The organism is Lentzea albidocapillata (assembly GCF_000719115.1).
Lineage (GTDB): Bacteria > Actinomycetota > Actinomycetes > Mycobacteriales > Pseudonocardiaceae > Lentzea > Lentzea albidocapillata.
The window spans coordinates 13557-38014 of record NZ_JOEA01000028.1 but is presented as its reverse complement, the minus strand read 5'-3'; the positions used below and the strand labels follow the sequence as shown (position 1 = coordinate 38014).

Annotated in this window: 27 protein-coding genes and 1 tRNA gene; 20 read left to right on the top strand and 8 right to left on the bottom strand. The window is 68.1% G+C overall.

The window, feature by feature from the left end; genetic code table 11:
* The first annotated feature begins 15 nt into the window (after nt 1-15).
* The 4 genes from IG04_RS0136710 to lepB all read left to right on the top strand — a co-directional run bounded on the left by IG04_RS0136710 (nt 16) and on the right by lepB (nt 3645).
* Nucleotides 16-627 (top strand): trimeric intracellular cation channel family protein, encoded by a 612-nt coding sequence (locus tag IG04_RS0136710; protein WP_030481351.1) that lies wholly within the window; start codon nt 16-18, stop codon nt 625-627.
* Nucleotides 628-696: 69 nt separating this feature from the next.
* A complete protein-coding gene (locus tag IG04_RS0136705) occupies nt 697-1392 on the top strand; it encodes a response regulator transcription factor (protein WP_030481350.1) in 696 nt (231 codons plus the stop codon).
* The gene (locus IG04_RS0136700) at nt 1389-2774 is read left to right on the top strand and encodes a sensor histidine kinase (RefSeq protein ID WP_030481349.1); all 1386 of its coding nucleotides are present in this window, start codon (nt 1389-1391) and stop codon (nt 2772-2774) included. Before IG04_RS0136705 ends, IG04_RS0136700 begins: the two co-directional genes overlap by 4 nt.
* A gap of 10 nt (nt 2775-2784) precedes the next feature.
* Entirely contained in the window at nt 2785-3645 is an 861-nt protein-coding gene (lepB, locus tag IG04_RS0136695) for a signal peptidase I (protein ID WP_245816701.1), read from the top strand.
* A gap of 113 nt (nt 3646-3758) precedes the next feature.
* Here the strand turns inward: lepB and IG04_RS0136690 are convergent, their stop codons facing one another.
* From IG04_RS0136690 to IG04_RS0136680, 3 genes are read right to left on the bottom strand one after another with little or no spacing between them, the layout of a single operon-like run.
* Nucleotides 3759-4661 (bottom strand): carbohydrate ABC transporter permease, encoded by a 903-nt coding sequence (locus tag IG04_RS0136690; protein WP_245816702.1) that lies wholly within the window; start codon nt 4659-4661, stop codon nt 3759-3761.
* Entirely contained in the window at nt 4658-5611 is a 954-nt protein-coding gene (locus IG04_RS0136685; RefSeq protein WP_051771447.1) for a carbohydrate ABC transporter permease, read from the bottom strand. Before IG04_RS0136685 ends, IG04_RS0136690 begins: the two co-directional genes overlap by 4 nt.
* A complete protein-coding gene (locus tag IG04_RS0136680) occupies nt 5608-6912 on the bottom strand; it encodes an ABC transporter substrate-binding protein (protein WP_245816703.1) in 1305 nt (434 codons plus the stop codon). Before IG04_RS0136680 ends, IG04_RS0136685 begins: the two co-directional genes overlap by 4 nt.
* Nucleotides 6913-7148: 236 nt before the next feature.
* Between IG04_RS0136680 and IG04_RS0136675 the strand changes: the two genes are divergently transcribed.
* Genes IG04_RS0136675 through IG04_RS0136660 form a run of 4 tightly spaced genes read left to right on the top strand, consistent with a single transcriptional unit; the run spans nt 7149 to nt 12578 of the window.
* Nucleotides 7149-9131 carry a beta-galactosidase gene (locus tag IG04_RS0136675; protein WP_211257882.1) on the top strand — a complete coding sequence of 661 codons (1983 nt, stop codon included), beginning with the start codon at nt 7149-7151 and terminating at the stop codon, nt 9129-9131.
* A gap of 1 nt (nt 9132) precedes the next feature.
* Nucleotides 9133-9930 carry a DeoR/GlpR family DNA-binding transcription regulator gene (locus IG04_RS0136670; RefSeq protein WP_030481343.1) on the top strand — a complete coding sequence of 266 codons (798 nt, stop codon included), beginning with the start codon at nt 9133-9135 and terminating at the stop codon, nt 9928-9930.
* A complete protein-coding gene (gene galT, locus IG04_RS0136665; RefSeq protein WP_030481342.1) occupies nt 9927-11015 on the top strand; it encodes a galactose-1-phosphate uridylyltransferase in 1089 nt (362 codons plus the stop codon). The genes IG04_RS0136670 and galT overlap by 4 nt, the downstream gene beginning before the upstream one ends.
* Nucleotides 11016-11066: 51 nt before the next feature.
* Nucleotides 11067-12578 carry a S1C family serine protease gene (locus IG04_RS0136660; protein ID WP_051771445.1) on the top strand — a complete coding sequence of 504 codons (1512 nt, stop codon included), beginning with the start codon at nt 11067-11069 and terminating at the stop codon, nt 12576-12578.
* Nucleotides 12579-12724: 146 nt separating this feature from the next.
* On the opposite strand, the gene tnpB is transcribed toward IG04_RS0136660, so the two are convergent.
* Complete coding sequence (tnpB, locus tag IG04_RS0136655; RefSeq protein ID WP_036016643.1) at nt 12725-14098, bottom strand: IS607 family element RNA-guided endonuclease TnpB; 1374 nt, start codon at nt 14096-14098, stop codon at nt 12725-12727.
* Nucleotides 14099-14244: 146 nt separating this feature from the next.
* Between tnpB and IG04_RS0136650 the strand changes: the two genes are divergently transcribed.
* From IG04_RS0136650 to IG04_RS0136635, 4 genes are read left to right on the top strand one after another with little or no spacing between them, the layout of a single operon-like run.
* Nucleotides 14245-14931 (top strand): response regulator transcription factor, encoded by a 687-nt coding sequence (locus IG04_RS0136650; protein WP_030481339.1) that lies wholly within the window; start codon nt 14245-14247, stop codon nt 14929-14931.
* A gap of 23 nt (nt 14932-14954) precedes the next feature.
* Nucleotides 14955-15815 (top strand): sensor histidine kinase, encoded by an 861-nt coding sequence (locus IG04_RS0136645; RefSeq protein WP_084402158.1) that lies wholly within the window; start codon nt 14955-14957, stop codon nt 15813-15815.
* A gap of 4 nt (nt 15816-15819) precedes the next feature.
* Nucleotides 15820-16320 (top strand): MogA/MoaB family molybdenum cofactor biosynthesis protein, encoded by a 501-nt coding sequence (locus tag IG04_RS0136640; protein WP_030481337.1) that lies wholly within the window; start codon nt 15820-15822, stop codon nt 16318-16320.
* Nucleotides 16307-16489, top strand: coding sequence for a hypothetical protein (locus IG04_RS0136635; RefSeq protein ID WP_030481336.1), 183 nt, complete (start codon nt 16307-16309; stop codon nt 16487-16489). Before IG04_RS0136640 ends, IG04_RS0136635 begins: the two co-directional genes overlap by 14 nt.
* Nucleotides 16490-16556: 67 nt before the next feature.
* Here IG04_RS0136635 and mscL read toward each other — a convergent pair whose 3' ends face one another.
* The 4 genes from mscL to IG04_RS0136615 all read right to left on the bottom strand — a co-directional run bounded on the left by mscL (nt 16557) and on the right by IG04_RS0136615 (nt 18592).
* Nucleotides 16557-16997 carry a large-conductance mechanosensitive channel protein MscL gene (mscL, locus tag IG04_RS0136630; RefSeq protein WP_030481335.1) on the bottom strand — a complete coding sequence of 147 codons (441 nt, stop codon included), beginning with the start codon at nt 16995-16997 and terminating at the stop codon, nt 16557-16559.
* A complete protein-coding gene (locus tag IG04_RS0136625; RefSeq protein ID WP_051771440.1) occupies nt 16997-17551 on the bottom strand; it encodes an SAF domain-containing protein in 555 nt (184 codons plus the stop codon). The genes mscL and IG04_RS0136625 overlap by 1 nt, the downstream gene beginning before the upstream one ends.
* Before the next feature lie 71 nt (nt 17552-17622).
* Nucleotides 17623-17931 (bottom strand): FmdB family zinc ribbon protein, encoded by a 309-nt coding sequence (locus IG04_RS0136620; RefSeq protein ID WP_030481333.1) that lies wholly within the window; start codon nt 17929-17931, stop codon nt 17623-17625.
* 94 nt (nt 17932-18025) lie between these two features.
* Nucleotides 18026-18592 (bottom strand): 5-formyltetrahydrofolate cyclo-ligase, encoded by a 567-nt coding sequence (locus IG04_RS0136615; RefSeq protein ID WP_030481332.1) that lies wholly within the window; start codon nt 18590-18592, stop codon nt 18026-18028.
* 38 nt (nt 18593-18630) lie between these two features.
* Between IG04_RS0136615 and IG04_RS0136610 the strand changes: the two genes are divergently transcribed.
* From IG04_RS0136610 to IG04_RS0136575, 8 genes are all read left to right on the top strand, one after another.
* Nucleotides 18631-19515: a UTP--glucose-1-phosphate uridylyltransferase gene (locus IG04_RS0136610; protein WP_144065689.1), complete on the top strand. Its 885-nt coding sequence runs from the start codon at nt 18631-18633 to the stop codon at nt 19513-19515.
* A 17-nt stretch (nt 19516-19532) separates the two neighbouring features.
* The gene (gene glp, locus IG04_RS0136605) at nt 19533-20756 is read left to right on the top strand and encodes a molybdotransferase-like divisome protein Glp (protein WP_030481330.1); all 1224 of its coding nucleotides are present in this window, start codon (nt 19533-19535) and stop codon (nt 20754-20756) included.
* Nucleotides 20753-21406: a GNAT family N-acetyltransferase gene (locus tag IG04_RS0136600; RefSeq protein ID WP_030481329.1), complete on the top strand. Its 654-nt coding sequence runs from the start codon at nt 20753-20755 to the stop codon at nt 21404-21406. The genes glp and IG04_RS0136600 overlap by 4 nt, the downstream gene beginning before the upstream one ends.
* A 156-nt stretch (nt 21407-21562) precedes the next feature.
* Nucleotides 21563-22276, top strand: coding sequence for a divisome protein SepX/GlpR (gene sepX, locus IG04_RS0136595; protein WP_030481328.1), 714 nt, complete (start codon nt 21563-21565; stop codon nt 22274-22276).
* Between the two features lie 58 nt (nt 22277-22334).
* A tRNA-Ala gene (locus IG04_RS0136590) sits at nt 22335-22407 on the top strand.
* A gap of 208 nt (nt 22408-22615) precedes the next feature.
* The gene (locus IG04_RS0136585) at nt 22616-23236 is read left to right on the top strand and encodes a hypothetical protein (protein WP_144065690.1); all 621 of its coding nucleotides are present in this window, start codon (nt 22616-22618) and stop codon (nt 23234-23236) included.
* Between the two features lie 89 nt (nt 23237-23325).
* A complete protein-coding gene (locus IG04_RS0136580) occupies nt 23326-23700 on the top strand; it encodes a cupin domain-containing protein (RefSeq protein ID WP_030481326.1) in 375 nt (124 codons plus the stop codon).
* Between the two features lie 89 nt (nt 23701-23789).
* Nucleotides 23790-24344, top strand: a complete 555-nt coding sequence (locus IG04_RS0136575; protein WP_144065691.1) for a hypothetical protein — start codon at nt 23790-23792, stop codon at nt 24342-24344.
* Nucleotides 24345-24458 lie beyond the last annotated feature (114 nt).

The window sequence follows — 24458 nt, the reverse complement described above, 5'->3', positions numbered from 1 at the left end:
CTACTCTCTCCGTTCGTGCTGCTCATCGTCCTGGAGTTGATCGGTCTCGCGGTCTTCGCCGCCTCCGGAGCGGTGGCCGCGGTCCGCGCTCGCCTCGACGTGTTCGGCGTGATCATCCTGGCGCTCACCACGGCGCTGGGCGGCGGCATCATCCGTGACGTGCTGCTCGGCGTGCACCCACCGACGAGCCTGCGGCACTGGCCGTACCTGCTGGTCGCGGGCGGTACGGGCCTGATCGTCTTCTGGTTCCACCCGCACGTCGCGAAGCTTCGCCGCAGCGTGCTGCTGCTCGACGCCGTGGGCCTCGGCCTGTTCGTCACGTCCGGCACGTCGACGGCGTTGTCACTCGGCGCGACCCCCTACGCGGCGTGCCTCATCGGCATGACGACGGGCATCGGCGGTGGCGCACTACGTGACCTGCTCCTTCGTGAGATCCCTCTGGTCCTGAGGAGAGAGATCTACGCCGTGGCAGCGCTGTGCGGCGCGGTCGTCGTGGCGGTGGGTGAATGGGCAGGGCTGCCGAAAGGCCTGGTCTCGCTGACCGGTGCGGTAATGATCATCACCATCAGGCTCATCGCGCTCTGGCGGAAGTGGAACGCACCGGTCGCGAGGGGCCTGGAAGGCTAACGCCGAACTCACACCCGCAGTTAGGGCCCTTCTCAGGCACTTCTCAGATCCCTCGGCAAGACTGCCCCCATGCGCATCCTCGTTGTCGATGACGATCGGGCGGTCCGGGAGTCACTCCGCCGCTCGCTCCAGTTCAACGGCTACCAGGTCGAGACTGCCGGAGACGGCATGCAGGCCTTGGAGTCGGTGACCGCCGCGAGGCCGGACGCGATGGTGCTCGACGTGATGATGCCCCGCCTCGACGGCCTCGAGGTGTGCCGCAGGCTGCGCAGCACCGGTGACGACCTGCCGATCCTCGTGCTGACCGCACGGGACGCCGTGAGCGACCGGGTGTCCGGGTTGGACGCCGGAGCCGACGACTACCTGCCCAAGCCGTTCGCGCTGGAGGAGTTGCTGGCCCGGTTGCGCGCGCTGCTGCGCAGGGCCGCTCACGACGACGACGCCGCCCAGAAGTCCGCCGCCTCCCTGAAGTTCTCCGACCTGGAGCTGGACCCGTCGACCCGCGACGTCCGCCGCGGCGAGCGTCCGATCAGCCTCACCCGCACCGAGTTCGCGCTGCTCGAGCTCCTGCTGGCGCACCCGCGCCAGGTGCTCACCCGCAGCCGCATCCTGGAGGACGTGTGGGGATACGACTTCCCGACCTCGGGCAACGCTCTCGAGGTCTACGTGGGGTATCTGCGCCGCAAGACGGAGCTGGAGGGCGAGCCGAGGCTGATCCACACGGTGCGCGGAGTGGGCTACGTCATGAGGGAAACCCCTCCGTGATCGCCGAACCCCAGGGACGCCTGCAACGGGCGTCGCTGCGGGCGCGGGTCACCTGGCTCGCGGCGTTCTGCGTGGCCGGAGCCGTCGCGTTGGTGTCTCTCGGTGCGTACATGGTCGTGCGCAAGAGCACGTACGACGCGCTCGACGAAGGCCTGCGCCAGCGTGCCGCCACGGTCGCGAACGGCACGAAGGTCACCACGCCGGACGAGGTCGCGAACTACCCGGCGGCGTTCCTCGCTGCAGGCGACGTCAAGATGGGCGTGCTGCTGGCGGACCCCGGGAAGATCATCTATCCGAAGGACTCCACCCCGCCGCCCAGCGTCCAGGAGGCCTGGGACGTCGCGGAGGGCGACCGGGAGGAGTTCATCTGGACCGACCACAAGACCGAGACGCGGGTCATCGCCGTCGCGTACCAGCCGGGCCAGGCGATCATCATCGCCCAGTCGATGGTGCCGCAGCGGACGACGCTCGCCAAGCTCAGCGTGGTTCTGCTGCTCATCGGCGGCGCCGGCGTGCTGCTCGCGGCCATCGCGGGCACGGCCGTCGCACGCACGAGTCTGCGGCCCGTGCAGCGGCTCACCGAAGCCACCGAACGCGTCGCGAACACGGGTGACCTGACCCCGATCCCGGTCGCGGGCGACGACGAACTGGCGCGGTTGACGCACAGCTTCAACGCGATGCTCGGCGCCGTCGCCGAGTCGCAGGAACGGCAACGCCGCCTGGTCGCCGACGCGGGCCACGAGCTGCGCACGCCGCTGACGTCCATGCGCACGAACCTGGAGCTGCTGCTCGCCTCGGAACGCCCGGACGCCCCGACGTTGTCGCAAGAGGACAAAACGGAGATCCAGGCGGACGTGCGCGCCCAGATCGACGAACTCACCACCCTCATCGGTGACCTGGTCGAACTGGCCCGCGAGGACGCGCCGCAGGTCATCCACGAGCCGGTCGACCTGCACGAGGTGGTGGAACGGTCGCTGGACCGCGCGCGCCGCCGCGCCACGAACGTCACGTTCGACGTGCAGCTGCAACCATGGACACTTCTGGGTGATTCCAGTGCTCTCGAGCGCGCGGTGCTGAACCTCCTCGACAACGCGGTGAAGTTCAGTCCCTCGGGTTCGGCGGTGCGGCTGAACCTCCGTCAGGTGGGCGACGGCAGCGCCGTGGTGGAGGTGGCGGACGCGGGCCCCGGCATCGCGGATGCCGATCTACCTCATGTTTTCGAGCGGTTCTACCGTTCGTCCGAGGCGCGGACCCTGCCGGGTTCCGGCCTGGGACTCGCCATCGTCAAGCAGGTGGCGCAACGGCACGGCGGCACGGCCACGGCGGGCAGAGCCCCCGACGGTGGGGCCCTGTTCACGTTGCGCCTACCCGGACGTCCGTAAGGTGGGGCGTGTGAGTCATCGCGTGAACGACGATTCTTCGTCGACCTGGGAGACGACCCCTCCCTCCGGAGACGGCCCCGAACCCACGTCGCGTTTCTCGACGTCCGGTTCGCCCGCTTCGTCGTACGAGGACCGCTCGTCGCGTTCCTCCGCGTACGCCGAAGACGAGGCGCCGCGGTTCTCCAGGAAGAAGCCGAAGAAGAAGCAGCCGTTCTGGAAAGAGCTCCTGGTCATCTTCAGCGTCGCGCTGCTGCTGACCGTCGTCATCCAGACGTTCGTCGCGCGCGTGTTCGTCATCCCGTCGGCCTCGATGGAGACGACGCTGCACGGCTGCACGGGCTGCGTGAACGACAAGGTGCTGGTCGAGAAGATCACGTACCTGTTCAACGACCCGCGCCCCGGCGACGTCATCGTCTTCCGCGGCCCGCCGAACTGGACCGGCGGCAAGCAGCCCCCGAACTTCGTGGTCGGCACGCTGCAGGACCTCGGCTCGATGGTGAACCTCTCCGAGCCCAGCGGCACCGACTTCATCAAGCGCGTCATCGCCGTCGGCGGCCAGACCGTCGAGTGCTGCGACGAAGAGGGCCGCGTGATGGTCGACGGCAAGCCGCTGGACGAGCCGTACCTGAACTTCGGTGGCGGCCCGCGCCAGCAGGACTCGTTCGAGAAGGTCACCGTCCCCGCGGGCACGCTGTGGGTGATGGGCGACAACCGCAACAACTCGTCGGACTCGCGCAAGCACGGCGACCCGACGCCGGCCGACGGCGCCATCCCGGTCGCGAACGTGATCGGCAAGGCCCGCGTGATCGTGATCCCGGTGGGGCGCTGGGGTTCGATCTCCGACTACAACCCGCAGACCGGCGGGAACTAGTGCCGCGACCGGCAACCTTCGCCGAATACGGGGCAAAGGCTGCCGGTCGCGGCACTAGCTCTTCGAGCAACGCGAAAGGGGCGGGGACCACGTGGTCTCCGCCCCTTTGCGCATCAGCCCTTCGTGGATCCCAGCGTCAGTCCGCCCACGAACTGCCGCTGCAGCACGAAGAACACCACCAGGGTGGGCAGCGCGACCAGGAGAGAGCCGGCTGCGATCAGGTTGTTGTCGGTGAAGAACGTGCCCTTCAGGTTCTGCAACGCCGAGGTGACCGGCATCTTGTCGCCGTCCTGGATCAGCACCAACGCCCACAGGAAGTCGTTGTAGATCCAGGTGAACTCCAGCGTCGCCAGCGCGGCGAGCACCGGCCGGCACAACGGCAGGGTCAGCTGCCAGTACTGCCGGAACACCGAGGCGCCGTCGACCCTGGCCGCCTCGGTCAGCTCGTACGGGATGGTCTTCATGTAGTTCGACAGTACGAACGTGCAGAAGCCCATCTGGAACGCGATGTGGATCAGGATGACGCCGAGCGGCGAGTCGATCAGCGACTCGCTCTCCGACATCCACGCCGGAAGTTCGATCAGCCGGTACAGCCGCCACAGCGGCGTCACGATCACCTGCTGCGGCAACAGGTTGCCCGCGGTGAACAGCATCAGCAGCGCGATGTTGAACTTGAAGCTGAACCGCGACACCCCGAACGCCACCATGGAGCTCAGCACCAGCGTGATGATCAGGGCGGGCACGGTGATCAGGAACGTGTTCCAGTAGAAGTGCGGCAGGTCGCCGATCTCCCACGCCTTCGCGAAGTTGTCGAACGTCAGCGACTTCGCGATGGAGAAGTAGCCGTTGACCGACGTGTCGTCGTACGTCCGCAGCGACGCGTAGACCGCCCACAGCAGAGGCGCCAGCGTCATCAGGCACGTCAGGATCAGGAAGACGTGCAGCGCGATCCGTGCCGGTGTGACCGGCCTGGTCTTCTTCGCCGGCACCGAGGGCCGTTCCAGCGTGGCCGTCACGTCCGGTTCTCCTTGCTGAACACCTGGTACAGGTACGGGATGATGACGCCGAGCGAGATCGTCAGCAGGATCACCGCGACGGCGGAACCACGGCCGATGCGCGAAGCCTCACCGATGATGTTGTCGGTCACCAGCACCGACAGCAGCTCCAGGCCGTTGCGTCCCTTGTTGATGACGTACACGATGTCGAACGCCCGCAGCGCCTCGATCACCGTCACCACGGCGACCACGATGTTCACCGGCTTCATCACCGGGAAGGTGACGCGGAAGAACGTCTGCGAGGCCGAGGCGCCGTCCAGTGACGCGGCTTCCTTCAGCGCCGGGTCCACCGACTTCAGGCCCGCCAAGTACAGCAGCATGATGTAGCCGGTGTGCCGCCACGCCGCCGCGACCAGTACCGCGTAGAGGTTGATGTCCGAGTCGCCGATCCAGTCGACCGGTTTGTCGAGGCCCAGCACCGAGTTCAGCAGGCCGCCGTCCGGCGTGTAGATCAGCTGCCAGATGAAGCCGACCAGCGCGAGCGACAGCACCATCGGCATGTACAGAGCGCTCTGGTAGATCCGGCTGAACCGGAGTTCGCGGTCCAGCAGCACGGCGAGAAGCAGACCCGCCGACGTCGGCACGATCAGCAGGAACAGCAACCAGATCAGGTTGTGCTGCACCGCCGGCCAGAACCGCGGGTACTCGGTGAAGATCTCGACGTAGTTCCCGACACCGATCCACTCGATGTCCTCGAAGCCGCCGATGCCGTTCCACTTGCTCAACGACAACGCGACCGAGCCCAGCGTCGGAATCCACACGAACAGCAGGTGCACGACCGTGGGAATGCCGAGCATGAGCGCCAGCACCAGTTTGTCCGTGCCGGCGAGGGCCGTGGCACGCTTTCCACGCCGACGAGGCGGCGGCCCGGAGGGGGCCACCGCCTTCGGCTTCTCCTGCAACGCGGTCACTTGAAGATGTTCTTCGCCTGATCAGCCATGCCCTTGAGCACGGAGTCGATGTTGTTCGGGTCCTTGATGAACTCGATGAGGCCGTTGGTGGCCGCCTCGCTCGCGAAGCCGGGATCGGTGTCGCGGTCGAGGAACTGCGTGATGTGCTTGGCGTTCTTGATGGTGTCCGCCACCTTCTTCTGCAGCGGGCTGTAGCCGGCCTGGTCCGCCTTCTGGTTGGTCGCGACCGCGGTCGGGTCGGACTTCAGGTAGGCGAGCTGCGGTTCGGCGGAGGCCAGGTACTCGAGGAGCTTGAGCCCGCCCTCGGAGTTGGACGGCTTCTTGGCCATCATGTAGCCGTCGATCGGCGCCTCGACCGTGTCGGTGCCGTGCTCGGGGTTGATCTCCGGGAACGGGAAGAAGTCGAGGTCCTCCTTCTCCGCGTCCGGGAACTGCTGGCCCACGAACGCGCCGAGCAGGTACATGCCGGACTTCTTCTGCTGCAACGTCTGCGCGGCTTCCTGCCACTCGCGGCCGAGCGCGTTCTCCTGGTGGAACGGCAGCAGCCGCTTCCACGTGTCGAACACGTCCTTGACCCGCTTGTCCTGCCAGTCTTCCTTGCCCGCCAGCAGGTCCACGTGGAACTGGTAGCCGTTGATGCGGAAGTTCAGCTGGTCGAACGTGCCCATGCCCGGCCAGCCCTGCTTCTGTGCGAAGGCGATCGGGATCAGGCCGTCGGACTTCATCTTCGTGGCGAGCGCGACCATCTCGTCGAGCGTCTTCGGCACCGCGTAACCGCGTTCCTGCCACACGCTCTTGCGGTAGAACATGCCCCACGCGTACTGGGTGAACGGCACGAAGTACTGCTTGCCGTCCGTGCCCGTGGACGCCTGCTTGAGCGCGTCGGAGTAGTTGCCGCCGACCTTGCCCCACAGGTCGGAGAGGTCGCTGGTGAGGCCCTGGTCGGCGAAGAACCGCATGCGGTAGCCGGCGAACCACGCGAGCACGTCGTCCGGCTTGCCCTGCAGGTAGTTGTTGATCTGCTCCTGGTACTGCTCGTGCTGCTTGGTGTTGATCGTGACCGAGAGGCCGCCGGACTGGCCCTCGAACGCCTTGATCGCGGCGGTGATCGCGTCCTTCGGCACCTGGTCGGACAGGTTGTTGCCGAAGGTGACGACCTTCGAGTCACCGCCGGAGCCCGAACCGCCGCCGCACGCCGCAAGTCCACCGGTCGCGGCGACGCCCGCACCGGCCAGCATGATCCGCAGCATCGCGCGCCGACCAAGTAACGGAGTGGAACCAGGCGTGTGCAGAACCATCATCGCTCCTACGGGTGACACTCGCTCGTACGAACCGAACAGGACTCCAACAAAGTTGCGCATAATGTGGTCGCAGGCACACATCCTGTCAAGTCCCGTTACGCAGCTGTTAAACCGCACCACAGCCTGTATGTGGCCGGATCCCGGTACTTTTCCCGGTCGATCGTCGAACAGACTCGAACGCGAAGTTGTGTTTGCTTGTGTTGACGTTGGGGTCGTTGTCGGCCACGCTTGCGGCCGTGACGACATGGCCGACTGATATGCCGGGCCTCGGCTGGGGGGCTGACTACAACCCCGAGCAGTGGCCAGAACACGTGTGGGCCGAGGACGTCGAGCTCATGCGCCGCGCCGGGGTGACCATGGTCAGCCTGGGCATCTTCAGCTGGGCGAAGATCGAGGTCAGCAAGGGCGAGTACCGGTTCGAGTGGCTCGACCGCGTGATGGACCTGCTGCACGCCGGGGGCATCCGCGTCGACCTCGCGACCGCGACTGCCGCGCCCCCGCCGTGGCTCACCACGGAGTACCCCGAGATGCTGCCCGTCCGCGCGGACGGTGTGCGGCTCTCGCACGGCTCACGGCAGGCGTACTGCCCGTCGTCGCCGATCTACCGCGACCGGGCGACGGCGCTCGCGGCCGAGATGGCCTCGCACTACCGCGACCACCCCGCGCTGGCCGCGTGGCACGTCGGCAACGAGTACGCGTGCCACGTGAAGCGCTGCTACTGCGACACGTGCGCCGCGTCGTTCCGCGAGTGGCTGCGGAGCCGCTACATGCTCGACCAGCTCAACGAGGCGTGGTCGACGGCGTTCTGGAGCCAGGGCTACACCGACTTCGCGCAGGTCCTGCCCCCGCGTGTGACGCCGACGTTCTCCAACCCGGCGCACGTGCTGGACTACGACAGGTTCTCCGACGACGCGATCCTGGAGCTGTACAAGGCCGAGCGCGACGTGCTGCGCATGATCACGCCCGGCGTGCCGGTCACCACGAACTTCATGGTCGGCTGGACGTTCGGCGACCTCGACTACTGGAAGTGGGCCCGCGAGGTCGACTTCGTCTCGAACGACCACTACACCGAGGCCCAGTCGCCGGACCGGCACATCGAGCTCGCCATGTCCGCGGACCTCGTGCGCGGCCTCGCCGGCGGCAAGCCGTGGCTGCTGATGGAGAACTCGACGTCGGCGGTGAACTGGCAGCGGCGCAACATCGCCAAGCTGCCGGGGGAGCAGCGGCGGCACTCGTTCCAGAACATCGCGCGCGGCGCGGACGGCACGTTGTTCTTCCAGTGGCGGCAGTCGCGCGGTGGCAGCGAGCGCTACCACTCGGCGATGGTCCCGCACGCCGGTACGGACACCAAGGTGTACCGCGAGGTCTGCGAGGTCGGTGCCGAGTACACGAAGCTGAACGAGGTCATGGGCTCCACTGTGGACGCCTCCGTCGCGGTCCTGTACGACTTCCAGTCCGGCTGGGCGCTGCGCCAGGACGCCCACCCGACCAACGACTTCGACTACCGGAAGCACGTTCTCGGGTACTACAAGGCGCTCTGGCAGGCCCGTGTCACGGTCGACTTCGTGGCGCCGGGCACGAACCTCTCGGCGTACTCGCTGGTGGTCGTGCCGGCGTTCTACACGGTGTCCGACGCGCACGCGGCCGTGATCGCGGACTACGTAGCGGGCGGCGGCCATGTCCTGGTCACGTACCTGTCCGGTGTTGCCGACGAGTTCACGCGAGTGCGACTGGGCGGATACCCCGGCGCGTTCCGGGACGTGCTGGGCGTGTGGTCCGAGGAGTTCTACCCGCTGCGGCAGGACGAGACGGTCTCGCTGACCGACGGCTCGACCGCCTCACTGTGGACGGAGCACCTGCACACGCGCACCGCTGACACCGTTGTCTCCTATGCGGACGGGCCGTTGCCCGGCGTCGCGGCGGTGACGCGCAACGCGTTCGGCAACGGTGTCGCCTGGTACGTGGCGTGCGATCTCGACGAGAACGGTCTCGGCCGAACGGTGGAAAACGCGCTTTCCGGCGCGGGCGTCGCGGTGTCGCCTTCGCCGATCGAGCTCGTGCGGCGCAAGGGCGACGTATCGTTCCTCTTCGCCGTCAACCACACCGGCACCGACGTGCAGATCGAGGCGTCCGGTGTCGACGTGTTGTCCGGCACGCAGGTCTCCGGGCACCTCACCGTGCGAGCCGGGGACGTCGTCGTCCTCAAGGAAGAGGTGTGAGGTGCTGGCACGTCAGCGGCAAGCGGTAATCATCGAAGAGGTCCGTCGTACGGGAGCGGTGCGCGTCAGCGACCTCGTCGTGCGGCTCGGCGTCTCGGACATGACCGTGCGCCGCGATCTCGACGTGCTCGCCGCACGTGGCCTGGTGGAGAAGGTCTACGGCGGCGCGACGTCCGTCGTGGGGCGCTCGACCGACGAGCCCGGGTTCGAGGCCAAGTCGGTGCGGCAGCTGCCCGAGAAGGAGGCGATCGCGGCCGCTGCCGCGGGCCTCGTGCGTCCCGGCACCGCCATCGGTCTGTCCGCCGGGACGACGACGTGGACGTTGGCCCGGTTCCTGGACGACATCCCGGACCTGACCGTCGTCACGAACTCGATCCGCGTCGCGGACGTGCTGCAGCAGAGCGGGCGCACGGACCGCACGGTCGTGCTGACCGGTGGCGTGCGCACGCCGTCCGACGCGCTGGTGGGCCCCGTGGCCGTGCAGGCGTTGCGATCGTTGCACCTGGACGTGGTGTTCCTGGGCGTGCACGGCATGGCCGAGCGCTCCGGCTTCACGACCCCGAACCTCAACGAGAGTGAGACGGACCGCGCACTCGTCGACGCGGCAGGACGCGTCGTCGTGGTCGCGGACCACGAGAAGTGGGGCACGGTCGGCATTTCCACGATCGCGGACCTCGACGAGGCGCACGTCCTGGTGACGGACGAGGGTTTGCCGGACGACGCGCGGGCGATCCTCTCCGAGCAGGTCGGCGAGTTGGTGTTGGCTCATGTATCGGGAAGTGGCGAGGAGTTGGCGTGAGGCGTACCGCGGGGAAGCTGGCGGACGGCCGGGAGATCATCTACTTCGACGACAGCGCTGAGGCGCCACCGAGAGTTGCGGTGGACACCCGGGACCTTCCCGAGACCCAGCCGATGTCCGAAGTCCGGCTGGACCCGTTGACCCGCGAGTGGGTCGCCATGGCGGCTCATCGCCAGACACGCACGTACAAGCCGCCGGCGGATCTCTGCCCGCTGTGCCCGTCGACACCGGGGCGGCCCACGGAGGTCCCCGAGGCCGACTACGACGTCGTGGTGTTCGAGAACAGGTTCCCCTCGCTGGCGCAGAACGTGCCGGACGTCCCGTCCACTGTGGATGGTGAGCCGCTGTTCGCACGAGCGCCGGGTCGGGGGCGGTGCGAAGTCGTGTGCTTCACGTCGGACCACAACAAGTCGTTCGGCGAGCTCTCCGAGTCACGCGTGCGCACCGTCGTGGACGCCTGGGCGGACCGCGTCACCTACTTGTCAACGTTGCCAGGGGTCGAACAGGTCTTCCCGTTCGAGAACCGCGGCGAAGAGATCGGCGTGACGCTCTCGCACCCGCACGGCCAGATCTACGCCTATCCGTTCGTGACACCTCGTACCGAACGCATGCTCAGCGCGGCTCTGGACTACTTCGCCGAGCACGGGCGCCCGTTGTTCGGTGACGTGCTGGAGGCCGAACTACGCGCGGGCGCGCGCGTGATCGAAGAGTCCCCGCACTGGGTCGCCTTCGTGCCAGCCGCCGCCCGCTGGCCCGTCGAGGTCGTGCTGGCGCCACGGCGTCAGGTGCCCGACATCGCCGCACTGTCCTCTGTGGAGCGTGACGACTTCGCGGCGCTCTACCTGTCGGTCCTGCACCGGCTGGACGCGCTCTACGACCGGCCACTGCCCTACATCGCCGCCTGGCACCAGGCGCCGGTCCACGCGGGCCGCGACGAGATGTGGCTGCACCTGCAGGTCTTCTCGGTGCTCAGGACGAAGGACAAGCTCAAGTACCTCGCGGGCTCGGAGTCCGGTGAGGCCGTGTGGATCAACGACGTGACGCCCGAGCAGATCGCCGAGCGCCTCCGGGGAACACACAACTAGCTCCCAGGCTGGTCTAAGGGTTCTCTCAGGACGGGCCGCGAGACTAGGCCCATGACCGAGAGCAACAAGCCAGCGCCGCAGCCGGAAGAGTCCAACTCCGTGCCGACGAGCGCCGGTCAGACAGACTCCGGCGCGCGGGAGCAGGGCCCGTCGCTGCCGGATCCCGGCCAGCCGGATCCTTTGCAGGGGGGATCCGGCCAGGCCGGGGCCTACAACGCTCCCGCGGGCCTGGGTGACCTGCCCGCCTCCTACTCTTCGGCTCAGCCGCAGGTGCCCTCACCTGACGCGGGCCAGACGCAGCTCGGCGGGTCCGGACCCGGCCAGCAGCTTCCCCCTTCAGGGTCCGGCCAACCTCACCCGCTCGGCCTCGGCGCCACGACCGCGCAGTTCGGCGCGGAACAGCCCGCAGGACCGCCCTCCGGCCCGTTCACAGGGCCGCAGACGGGTCAGTACTACCTCCCGCCCGGCTACCAGCCGCCACCCGTCCCGCAGCGCCCCAAGGGCCGCGGGAAGGTCGTCGCGGGCGTTGCGGCGCTCGTGCTGCTCGTGGGCGGGCTCTCCGGTGGCCTCGGCGGCTACCTCGGCTACAACTTCGCGAACGACTCGTCGTCCGTGAGCTCCCTCGACACACCCCGCCCGGCCTCGCAGACTTCGAACGCCCCGGCGGGTTCGGTCGAGGACGTGGCGAACAAGCTGCTGCCGTCCGTCGTCCAGATCCAGGTCACCACGCGGTCCGGCGCCGGCGAAGGTTCCGGCTTCATCATCTCCGGCAACGGCCAGATCGTGACGAACAACCACGTCATCGAGGGTGCCGCGGCCGGCGGCGAGATCAAGGTCGTCTTCCAGGACGGCAAGACGGCGTCGGCCAAGATCCTCGGCCGCGACCCGAGCTCCGACATCGCCGTCATCCAGGCCGACGGCGTCTCGAACCTCCCGGTCGTGCAACTCGGCAACTCCGGTGACATGAAGACCGGCCAGGCCGTCGTCGCGATCGGCTCGCCGTTCGAACTGTCCGGCACCGTCACCTCCGGCATCGTCAGCTCGGTGAACCGCCCCGTCTCCGCCGGAGGCGACCGCAACTCGCAGGCGACCGTCCTCAACGCCATCCAGACCGACGCCGCGATCAACCCCGGCAACTCGGGTGGACCCCTCGTCAACATGCAGGGCCAGGTCGTCGGCATCAACTCCGCGATCTACAGCCCGAGCCAGGGTCAGGGCCAGGCCGGTTCCGTCGGCATCGGCTTCGCGATCCCGATGGACCAGGCACGCCGCACGATCGACGAGATCGTGAAGAGCGGCAAGCCCAGGCAGACGGTGCTCGGCGTGAAGGTCGAGTCGACCGAGCAGGGCGCCCGCATCTCCGAGATCACCTCCGGCGGTGCCGCGGAGAAGGCCGGGCTCAAGGCCGGAGACGTGATCACGAAGTTCGGTGACCGCCGCATCGACGAGTCGGACACGCTGGTGGCCGCCGTGCGGTCCAAGGCTCCCGGCGACAAGGTCACGATCACGCTGTCCGACAACAGGACGGTGGAAGCCACCCTCGACGGCGTCGAGGTGGGATAGGTCGGGGGCCGCTCGGTTTCCGGCATCCGCCGCCCGCCGGAAACCGAACGTGACGACCCGAGACGCCGGACCGCTCGCACCTGCCCCGCGCGCGGTCCGGCTTCTTTGTGCCTGCGCGCACCTGCCGTTGCCTGACTGCGACGCGGTCAGGCAGTCGTTGCCTTGCGGCGACGGCGTTGGCCCGCTCTTGGTTGGGCGGGTCTTCCCGTGGCAGTACCCGTTGCCCGCAAGTTACGGGTCTTACGTGGGTTTCCATCGGGCTTGTTTAACGTCCCGACGCAACTCGCCGTGGACGTGCTGCCAGTGGTCTCGATCGCGAGCGCCGCAAGGTTGTGGGCTGCGTTGAGGTCGCGGTCGATCACGAGGTCGCACTCGTCGCAATGGAACGCTCGGACGCGCAACGGCAGTTTGGCTTTCATCGCGCCGCAGCCAGAGCAGGTTTTCGAGGACGGGTACCAGCGGCTCGCGATGATCATCTGAACCCCGCGCCGTGCTGACTTGTACTGCACATGTCGTCGCAGTTCGGCCATGCCCACATCTGCGATGTGCCGGGCCAAGAAACGGTTCCGGATCATGCCCGACACGTTCAGGTCCTCCAGCACGATGACGCCGTGCTCGCGAACGAGGCTGGTGGTGAGCTTGTGCAACCCGTCCCGTCGCGCGTTGGCCACCTGGGCATGGAGCTTCGCGACACGGGCCTGAGTTTTACGCCACCGGGCTGAGGGCTTCTGCGCGGTGGCTTTGTCAGGACCGATACGCCGAGAAGCCTGACGATTCAGGCGGCGAAGTCGTCCCTGCACGGCTTCGAGGTGTTTCGGGTTGGGGATGACCCTTCCGGTGGACAGCACGGCCAACGACTTCAAGCCGAGGTCGACACCGACCACCGAGTCGGGCTGTGAGGGCGTGGGATCGGACCGGATGATCTCCACCGAGAACGAGCAGAACCAGCGTCCGGATCTGCGGGAAACGGTCGCCGATCGGATGCGAGCGGCGCCGCGCTCAATGTGGCGGGCGAGCTTGCGCGTGGATTCGTGGGTGCGGACGGTGCCGATGCGGGGAAGCTTGACGTGGCGTCGGTCCGAGTCGACGAGACCGATCGCGCCGGTGGTGACCCGGCATGACAACGTGCTGCGCTTGCCTCTGAACTTCGGGAAGCTGAGCTTGCGTCCGCGGCGTTCGCCGGTGCGTGAGTTCTGCCAGTTCGTGAGCGCGGTGGCGAGATTGGCCAAACCGGATGAGTACGCCTCTTTGGAGTTCTCGCTCCACCAAGGCGCGACCGCGGCCTTCGCTCGGTTCCAGTCCTTGCGCAGGCTGTAGGCCGACCACGGCAATGGCGTGGTGAGTTGGATTTCGGGAACATCGTAGGACTTCTCGGCGGCACGTTGGTCGAGGTTGGCTTTGTTGCGCGCAAGTCCCCAGTTGTAGGCGTAGCGCTGTCCGCCGCAATGCGACCGCAGATCGGCCTGCTGTTGCGGCGTCGGGTCGAGTGCGAACCGGTACGCCTGGAGAACAGTGCTCATCGCGGACAGTGAAACAAACGTTCGAACGCAAAAGTTCACCGGTCCGAGCATCTTCGGCTCTCGTCTGCCCTGGGAGTATGGAAGGTTTTCTTACGGCCGTGTGACAGATGCCGGTCGGCCGGGCGTTCGTGGCTTAGCGTGGTGACGTGGTGGAACGGGTCCTGGTCGTCGACGACGACACGACGGTGCGCGACGTGGTGCGCCGCTACCTCGAACACGCCGGGTACGAGGTCGAGCTCGCCGGTGACGGGGAGCAGGCGCTGCGGCTGATGGCCGCCGGCGAGCCGGACATCGTGGTGCTGGACCTGATGTTGCCCGGCATCGACGGCCTCGAGGTGTGCCGGCGGATCCGGGAACGCGGCAGCACACCCGTCGTCATGCTGACGGCGCTGGGCGAGGAAGAAGACCGCATCGCCGGGTTGCAGATCGGCGCGGACGACTACGTCACGAAGCCCTTCAGCCCTCGCGAGCTGGCGTTGCGCGTCTCGTCGGTGCTGCGGCGCGCACATCGGGCCTATGAGCCGCGGGTGGTCCGTGACGGGAACCTCCTGCTGGATGTCGCTGCGCACACCGCGACGCTGGACGGGCAGCCGTTGCAGCTGACGACCCGCGAGTTCGACCTGCTGGCGTTCTTCATCGGCAACGCCGGCAAGGCCTTCGGGCGGGCGGAGCTGCTGGAACGGGTGTGGGGCTGGCAGTTCGGCGACCAGTCGACCGTGACCGTCCACGTGCGACGGTTGCGCGAGAAGATCGAGGAGGACCCGGCGAAGCCCCGGCGGCTGAGCACGGTGTGGGGCGTCGGCTACCGGTATGACCCGTGTTCGATCGACTGAGCCGCGTCTCCCTCACCACCGCGATGACCGTCATGGTCATCGTGCCGGTGGTCGCGACCATCGCCGGCGTGCTGATGGTCAGCGGGTTCATGTTCACGCCGATGCTCAACGCCACGCTCATGGCGTGCCTGGTCGTCGGGCTGGTCACCGTGCCGTTCTCGATCATGCTGGGCCGGGCGATCGCGCGGCGCACCATGTGGGAGCGCGAGGCCGAGGCGGCGCGGCGGCAGCTGGTGGCGTGGATCAGCCACGACCTGCGGACGCCGTTGGCCGGGATCCGGGCGATGACCGAGGCACTGGAGGACGGGGTCGTCGCCGAGCCGGGCGAGGTCGCCGTCTACGCCAAGCAGATCGCCCTGGAGGCCGACCACCTCTCGAAGCTGGTGGACGACCTGTTCCAGCTCTCGCGGATCACCGCGGGCGCGTTGAACCTGCCGATGCACGACGTGGCCCTGGCCGATGTGGTCAGCGACGTGGTCGCGGCCTCCCGCCCGGTCGCCGCGCTCCAGGGCGTCGAGTTGCGCGCCGATGCTCGCGCGTGGCCGGTCGTGAAGGGCTCTGATCCGGAACTTATGCGTGTCGTGCGCAACCTTGTGTCCAACGCCATCCGCCACACACCGGAGGGCGGCTCGGTGGCCGTCCAGGTCGATGTGGACGGACCCGAAGCGGTGGTGCGGGTGGACGACGCGTGCGGCGGCATACCCGATGACGTGCTGCCACAGGTCTTCGACGTGGGATTCCGCGGCTCGTCCGCACGCAATCCCGCCGGCGCCGGACTGGGCCTTTCCATCGCGCGAGGCCTCGTCGAGGCGCACCACGGGCGAATTGACGTCCAGAACCACGGTCCTGGCTGCCGCTTCGAGGTCAGACTCCCGCTACGGTGATCGTATGGAACGCAGCGCGCAGCGCCTTGGCCGCGCTTTGGTCGTGATCGTGGACGACCGGGTGGCGCACGGCGAGCAGGACGACAACTCCGGGCCTCTCGTCACCGAACTTCTGGAAGAAGTGGGCTTCATCGTCGACGGCACCGTCGCGGTCGAGGGAGAGGTGGTCGACATCCGGGCTGCTCTCAACACGGCTGTCATCGGTGGCGTCGACCTCGTGGTCACCGTGGGCGGCACAGGTGTGTCCCCGCGCGACGTCACCCCCGACGCCACGCAGGGCGTGCTCGACCGTCCGATCCACGGCATCGCGGAGGCCCTCAGGGCGTCCGGGCTGGCCGCGGGCGCGGTCGACGCGGGTATCTCGCGTGGTCTTTCCGGCGTTTCCGGCAGCACGCTCGTCGTGAACCTCGCGGGCTCACGCTCCGCGGTCCGCGACGGCATGGCGACGCTGTCGGCTCTGGTGCCCTACGTGATCGAACAGCTGAGCGGTCTTGACGAAGAGTGATTCGCCGAAGCCGGCCGACGACGACGCCGCAGAGCGTCGTCGCCGGTTGGCCGAGGTGTTCGGCGACGTGCTCCCGGAGACGACGTCGGACGAGCGCGGTGGCGGGGGTTCCCCGGACGACCGCGAGGCCTGGTACCGCGAGAACAGGCCGCCGCATCACGGCGGGTGACGCGGTTGCGCAGGACGAAGCGCGCGGAACCGCGGATGCGCGCTTCGTCTCGGCGGACGGGTGGAGATCAGATCGCGGGACCGCGGCGGTCCTGCGCGGTGTTCTGAGCCGGGGTGGTCTGCTGCTGAGCAGCGAGCAGGTCGCGGATCTCGATGAGCAGTTCGACGTTCGTCGGCTCGGACGGGCCGGCCTCCTCGCCCCTCTTGCGGCGTTCCTGGATCTTCTGGATCGGCAGCACCAGGACGAAGTAGACGACAGCGGCCACGATCGCGAAGTTGATCGCGGCGTTGATGACGTTGCTGAAGTCGAGGTACGTGTCCTCCTTGCCGGACCGGATGTAGAAGCCGAGGCCCTTCGTCTCGGTGCTGCCGAGCGAGGCGATGAGCGGCTTGATGAGGCTCGTGGTGAACGCGGTGACGATCGCGGTGAACGCCGTGCCGATGACCACGGCCACAGCCAGGTCGACGACGTTCCCACGCATCAGAAAGTCTTTGAATCCCTTCAGCATCAGCGGAGAGTAACGGCTAATGCGTGATCCAGTGACATCGCGGCCACACGAGTTGCATTAAGTCTCGGCAACGTGAGCACGACGACTTGGCCGCGTGTCTCGCGCACCGCCGCGTTCTCGGCGAGGACCTCGCCGGACGACGACACCACGTCGACCCGGCTGCCCAGCCGCACCACGTCGGCAAGGCCCTGGTCAGCCACCCGGACGGCGACCGAGGCCTGCTCCTCCGAGGTGCTCGCGAGGTCGAAGTCCGTCAACGGGACGCCTGCGCGCGTAGGTGACGCCAGCGGTCTGCCCACCAACTCGGAGGAATCCGGAAAGGTCCCCGGTACGGGTGAGGCCAGCGAGACCAGCCGGAGGTCGGCGGCGGACAACGACACGCCTGCCGGCAGATCCCTCGCCGCGACCACCGCCGGATGGCCCACGTCGGGCCAGAAGAACGTCAACGCCGCCATCAGGGTCAGGCCCAGGGCCAGAAAACGGCGCCACGCAACGGAAGGGCGGCGGCGGGACAGCGTGCGGACTCGGTCCAGGACGGTCGCGGAAAGGCTCATGCCTCCGACCGTAGGGCGGTCGGAGGCAGGGTGGACGGGGCTGATCGCAAGTTGTGGACAACTCGCGATCTTCAGGACGCGGCGGCCGCCGGAGCGCTCGTCGAGGACTTCGAGTCCGATGAGGACTTCGTGTCCGAGGACTTCTTCTCGGCCGGCTTCGAGTCCGAAGAGGACGTCGTGGCGGCCGCGCTCGTGGACGAACCCGACCGGCTGTCGGTGCGGTAGAACCCGCTGCCCTTGAAGACGACGCCGACGGCGCCGAAGAGCTTGCGCAGCTTGCCCGAGCACTCGGGGCACTCGGTGAGGGAGGAGTCGCTGAACGACTGCACAGCCTCGAACCGGTGCTCACACGCGGTGCAGGCGTACTGGTACGTAGGCACTGGGTCTGCTCCTAGCTCTGGCACTCGACCTTTGTGAGTGCCAACACGATTTTCGCTCAGGACCTTCCCGGAGCGCAAACACCCCAGGTCAAAGTCACAGCCATCGCAGGCCGACCGAGGGGGTCAGCACGCCGTTCATCCGCACGTCATGCGGCTCGCCAGGCACCTCGGCGAGCACCTCGCTGTCCCGCACGACACCGACCAGCGGGGCCTTGACCAGCGGCAACGAGCGATCGTAGTGGCCCTGCCCCTTCCCGATCCGCACCCCGTCCACCGACACGGCCAGCGCGGGCACGAGCACCAGCGAGGCTCCAGCGATCGCCGAGGCGCCGAGCCGGGGACCGGTGGGTTCCAGCAGCCTGAACCCGGCGGGCGCGAGCGCGGACGGCCCGTCGTACACCGCCCAGTCCAGCGGCGAGTCGCCCGTCACGACCGGGAGGAGCACCCGGCACCGCAGCCCGTCGAGCCACGACGCGTCACCGGGCTCCGATCCGACCGGCAGGAACGCACACACCGTCTGATCAGGCGTGACGTCCAGAGCGGCGACGTGCGCGGCCAGCGCGGCGGCTTCCAGAGCGCGAACCTCGGCCGGCAGGGAACGCCGTGAGGCCAGCAACCGTGAACGCAACGTGGCCTTACGGTCACGAAGATCGGACGTCATGATGGGTATCTCCCGGTATGTCGTTAGCATCGCAGCCCATGAGCAGCGCCTTCCACACCGCTATCGTGCCCGCGGCCGGTCTGGGCACCCGTTTCCTCCCCACGACCAAAGCCGTGCCGAAGGAACTGCTGCCCCTCGTCGACACCCCCGCCATCGAGTACGTGGCGCGCGAGGCGGCCGAGGCAGGCGCGAAGAGGCTGGTCATCGTGACGTCGCCGGAGAAGGCCGCGGTCGCAAACTACTTCGACGCGAACCCCGAGCTCGAGGAGACGCTGGCCGCGCGCGGCAAGGCCGACCTCGTCGAGAAGATCCAGCGCGCTCCCAGGCTGATCAAGGCGGAGACCGCGATCCAGGAGCAGGCGCTCGGCCTGGGCCACGCCGTGGGCTGTGCCGAGGGCAACCTGACCGGCGAGGACGAGGCCGTCGCGGTGCTGCTGCCCGACGACATCATCCTGCCGACCGGCGCCCTGAAGAAGATGGCGGAGGTCCGCGCGGAGAAGGGCGGCAGCGTCCTGCTGGCGTTCGACATCCCGCGTGAGCAGATCTCCGCGTACGGCGTGTTCGACGTCCGCGACACCGGCAACGACGACGTCAAGCAGGTCGTCGGCATGGTCGAGAAGCCCAAGCCGGAGGACGCCCCGTCGACGTTCGCGGCGGCCGGGCGCTACCTCCTCGACCGGGCGATCTTCGACGCGCTCAAGCGCATCACGCCCGGCGCGGGCGGGGAGCTGCAGCTCACCGACGCCATCGCGCTGCTGATCAACGAGGGTCACCCGGTACACGTCGTGATCCACCGCGGCGGGCGACACGATCTTGGTAATCCCGCCGGATTCCTGCGGGCTGCGGTTGACTTCGCACTCAACACCCCGGAGTACGGACCCGATCTGCGTGAGTGGTTGCGGGAACGCCTCGACAACTCCTGAGCGCGAGGACCAATCACATGAGGTCAGTGGACGAGCAGCTCGCTCGGGTGATCGCGGCCGCGGTGCGGCCCGCACCCGTGCGAGTGGCGATCTCGGAGTCGCAGGGCCTGCTCTGTGCTGAGGAGGTCGTGGCGGAACGCGCGTTGCCCGGCTTCGACCAGGCCGCCGTGGACGGCTACGCGGTGCGCAGCGTCGACGTGTCCGGTGCGAACGGGAGCCCCGTGCAGCTGCCGGTCGTGGGCGAGATCCCGGCCGGCTCCCGGCAGCCGCGCAGGCTGCAGCCCGGCCAGGCCGTGCGGATCGCGACCGGCGCGCCGCTGCCCACGCTGGCCGACGCGGTCGTGCCGCTCGGGTACACCGACGGTCACCAGGCCAAGGTGACGGTCAACCGCAGCGTGCCGTCCGCCGGGTTCGTCCGCCGCACCGGCGAGGACGTGCAGACCGGCGACGTCGCCGTCCGCCGCGGCGCGTCCATCGGTGCTGCTCAGGTGGGTCTGCTGGCCGCCGTCGGACGCAACAAGGTGCTCGTGCACCCACGTCCGCGCGTCTCCGTCATCTCGCTCGGTGAGGAGCTCGTCGACGTCGACCGCACGCCCGGCCAGGGCCAGGTCTACGACGTGAACTCGTACGCACTGGCCGCCGCCGCACGCGACGCTGGCGCCGAGGTCAGCAGGGTCGGCATCATGTCGGCCGACCCGCGCCGGTTGCGTGAGGTGATCGAGGGCAGGCTGCTGCTCTCCGAGATCGTCGTCATCGCCGGTGGCGTGGGCGGCACGGTCGGCGACGAGGTCAGGGCCGCGATCACGGACCTCGGCGACATGGACGTCACCCGCGTCGGCATGCACCCCGGCTCCGCGCAGGGCTTCGGCCGGCTCGGCCCGGACGCCGTGCCGACGTTCCTGCTGCCCGCGAACCCGATGAGCGCGCTCGTGGTGTTCGAGGTGCTGGTCAGGCCCCTGATCAGGGCCGCGCTGGGCAAGAAGAACCCGTACCGCCGCGCCGTCAGCGCACGCCTGCTGTCGCCGCTGCAGTCGACCAAGGGCCGCCGGGGGTTCCTGCGCGGCCAGCTGCTGCGCGACGCGGACAACGGCGAGTACCTGGTGCAGCCGCTCGGCACGTCCGGGTCGCACCTGCTCGCCTCACTGGCCGAGGCCAACTGCCTGATCATGGTCGACGAGGACGTCACCGAGGTCTCCGTCGGCGAAGAGGTGCTGGTCAGCTTCCTTGCGCAGCGTGGATGAGCGTTTTCGCCGATCTGGGCAGACACCCCGGCTGGCCGGTCCGGCTGGGGCCTCTCCAGGTGCGCGCGGGAACCGTCGAGCTGCGCGGGCCGAGGCTCTTCGACGGCGGTAAGTGGTCGAGGCTCCGCCTCCGCGACCGCGCCTACCTCGAACAATGGGAACCGACGGCGCAGGAGGGCTGGGACGAGCGCAACGCGACGCTGTCCTGGCCCGCGCAGTGGTCGTCGTTGCGCGGCATGGCCCGGCGCGGCACCACGCTGCCGTTCATGATCCTCGTGGACGGCGAGGTCGCCGGTCAGATCACCGTCGGGAACATCGTGCGCGGCTCGTTGCTGTCCGCGTGGATCGGCTATTGGGTGGCCGCCGATCGGGCGGGGGGCGGCGTCGCAACGGCGGCCGTGGCGTTGCTCACGGATCATGCTTTCCGCGACGCTGGTCTGCACCGGCTCGAAGCCACCGTCCGTCCCGAGAACGCCGCCTCGATCCGTGTGCTCACGAAGTCCGGATATCGCGAGGAAGGCCTCTTCAAGCGTTATCTGGATGTTGCCGGACAGTGGCGCGACCACCTCTGCTTCGCGCTCACGACCGAAGAGATCCCGGACGGCCTAGTGCACCGTTTGGTCGCACGCGGAGAGGCCCGTCTTCCCTGACATCCGCTTCCGTTTGCCCTAATCGCTTCACCCAAAAGTGGGTGATACACCACACTTTGGTACGCACCGAGTTCGGCGTGCCTCCGAGACAGGTGTGACTGTTGTGACTAGCGTGGTTGACAGCACCACGCGTGGGCCGGGGGAGGTGAACGGGGAATGCCGAGTTCGCTGATCATCGTTGCGCTGGTCGTCGCCTGGCTCGTGGTCCTCGTCCCCATGATGGCCCGCAAGCGCCAGGAGAGTGCGCGCAGCGTGGGGGAGGAGTACGACGCCATGCCCGACGCCGAGTACGACGACATCCACGACATCGACGACGACTACTTCGACGAGGAGGAGTACGTCGAGCGTCCGTTCCGGCGTGGCCGTGGTGGCTACGACCCGGAAGCCGCCGTTCTGGTGGCGCAGGCCAAGTACGCGTTCCGCCGCAGAGTGGTGGCGTTCCTGCTGGTCGCCGCCGTGGCGTCGGGAATCGTCGCCGGAGTGTTCTACGCGAAGCTCTGGTACGGACACGCCGCGCTCGACCTGCTGCTCGTCGGTTACCTGACGTACCTGCGCCGGCAGGTGCGGATCGAGGAGGAGATCCGCGGCCGCCGGCTCGCCCGCCTGCAGCAGGTGCGCCGCCGCCGTGAGACGGGCCCGCAGCAGCAGGAGACCCCGGCCGCCGCCGAGATCCCGCGGCAGGCCGCCGGAGAGCCCGAGACCACCCAGGTCGAGGTCGTCGACGACAGGCCCGCGCTGCCGCCGTTGCCGCGCTTCGAACACCACGTGCGGCCGGGTACCATTCCGGTCGACTCCGACGACGAGGACCCGGTCTTCGTCGAGTTAGAGGGACTGGAGTCGCTGCGGTACCGAGGTGCTGTCGGGGCCTAGGAGGGGGTGGTGAAACATCCCCTCTCGGCACTGCTATAGTTCTCGCGTAACACCGCAAGGGGCTGTAGCACAGTTGGTAGCGCGTCTCGTTCGCATCGAGAAGGTCAGGGGTTCGATTCCCCTCAGCTCCACTCGTTCCGAGGGCCGAGAAGTATCTGCAAAAAGCGCAGATCTTCTCGGCCCTCGGTGTTTTCTGGGGGCCGAGCCCCCAGGCCCCAGTCGGGGGCAAGCCCCCGGACCCCCGTAGGTTCAATAACCCGTTCGGCCTTTGCCGCGATGCCGGATAGCTTGTGCCGCGTGAACAACCTTGGGGGATTGAAAGCTCTTTTCGTTGTGGGCGTGGCACTCGCCGCAGTCAGTTGCTCGCCGGGGTCGGGGGACCAGCAGGCGGCGCCGCAGCAGAAGCACTTCGACGTCACCGGCTGGGGGAAGCTGAAGCCGGGAATGTCCAAAAAGGACGCGCTGGCGACCGGTGACCTCGCCGCGACCGCCGCCGGGAAGACCGGCGACTGCGAGGACTACCGCTACCAGGACGCGCCGGCGCCGGATCCGAAGCAACTCGCGGCAGACGCCGAGATCGAGCAGAAGTACGAGGCGGCGCAGAAGGTGGCGGACGATGCCGACGCGGGGGCCAAGGCGGTCGAGCTCTCCGCGGAGTCCACGAAGCGCATCGCCGCACGGGCCGAGGCGCGTGAGGCGAACGGTGGCGTCATGTTCGCCGGCGACAAGATCCGGATGATCGTGCCGCCGCCGGGTGTCACGGCGGCGAAGAACGTCGGCAAGGGCGCCACCGTCGATCAGTTCAAGGCGGCATACCCGAACGCCGTGGACAAGGACGGCAAGGGCTTCGAGGTGCCGGTGCCCGATCAGCAGGGTGTCGTGCTGAGCTTCCACTTCACCGACGGGAAGCTCACGACGTTCCTGCTGTTCAACGGCGAGACCAAATGCGCCCTGAACTGAGTGTTTCCGGGCCGTCCGCAGTAATGTGGGCGGCCCTTTCGCGTATATAACGGCCGTAAGCTCGTTCGGCTCCCGAAAGGCTGTTCCCCATGAGCGACGTGCCGCAGGACAAGGTCACGGTCCTGTCCGCCGAAGCCCTCGCCCAGCTGAAGGCGTTCCCGCTGCACGGCGACGAACGGCTGCAGAACAAGCTGCTGTGGAAGTCGCCCAGCGGCGACACCATCGTCGGCCTGATCCAGATGGCGCCGGGCGCGCGCGACGTCGGCCACAACCACCCGTCGGCGACGCAGCACACGTGGGTCATCGACGGCACCGTGAGCATCGGCGGGGTGGAGGCGACCGCGGGCTCGTACGCGTTCGTGCCGCCGGGCGTCGACCACGAGACCGTGGCGGGCGACGAGCCGGTCACGATGTTCTACGTCTACCAGCCGTTCGCTCCCGAGCACGACCACCACGACCACTGACAGGTCAGCGGCCGCAACAAATCTCGCGCTCACCCATCTATGGGGTGAAGTTGAGTGAATAATGCGGCGTCCACAAATAGTTTTCTCTTATGAGATCTGTGGTCGCCGCGTTATTACTCGGGGCCGTCACCTCCAGCGGTGCGGCGGCGTCGACCGAAGCCCCCACCGCCCGGTGCACGGCCGCCCGCCCTGTCGTCTCCAGCACGGAGACAGCTGTAGAAGCACGCGTTCTCACCGGCTGCACGGCCGGTGAGCTCGTCGTCTTCCGGGCCGTCCTGAACTTCCGTGCCCACGGCACTGCCTGCACCGCGGTCTCCGAGGAACTCGAAGCGGACCCGGCCACCGAGCCGCAGTGGATCCGCGCCCGTCTGGAACTGGCCTGCGCACCCGGTGAGAAGGGCCTGCTCGGCTCGCAGATCACCGTCGAGATGCACGACCAGCAGAACACCCGCGTCGCCACCTACGGCCTCGGCGACTCCTTCACGGAGCGCAACCCGGCCGCGCGGCACCTGTGGACCGTCGAGTTCCTCGCGGGCCTGGGTGACCTGCCGGTGGCGGCCGATCCGGCCGCGCAGACTTCCAGCGCGTCGGCGGGCAGGGGCAGTTCGCGCACCTTCTCCGATCACCGGGTCTACGCCGGCTGACGTCGTTTTTTCCACCCGTTCGCCAGGTGTCCGTTCGTGCTGCCTCGATAACGAATCGCGCAGAACGGCCGACTTCTGTCAACGGAACCGTCCATCGCGACGTGTAAGAGCCAA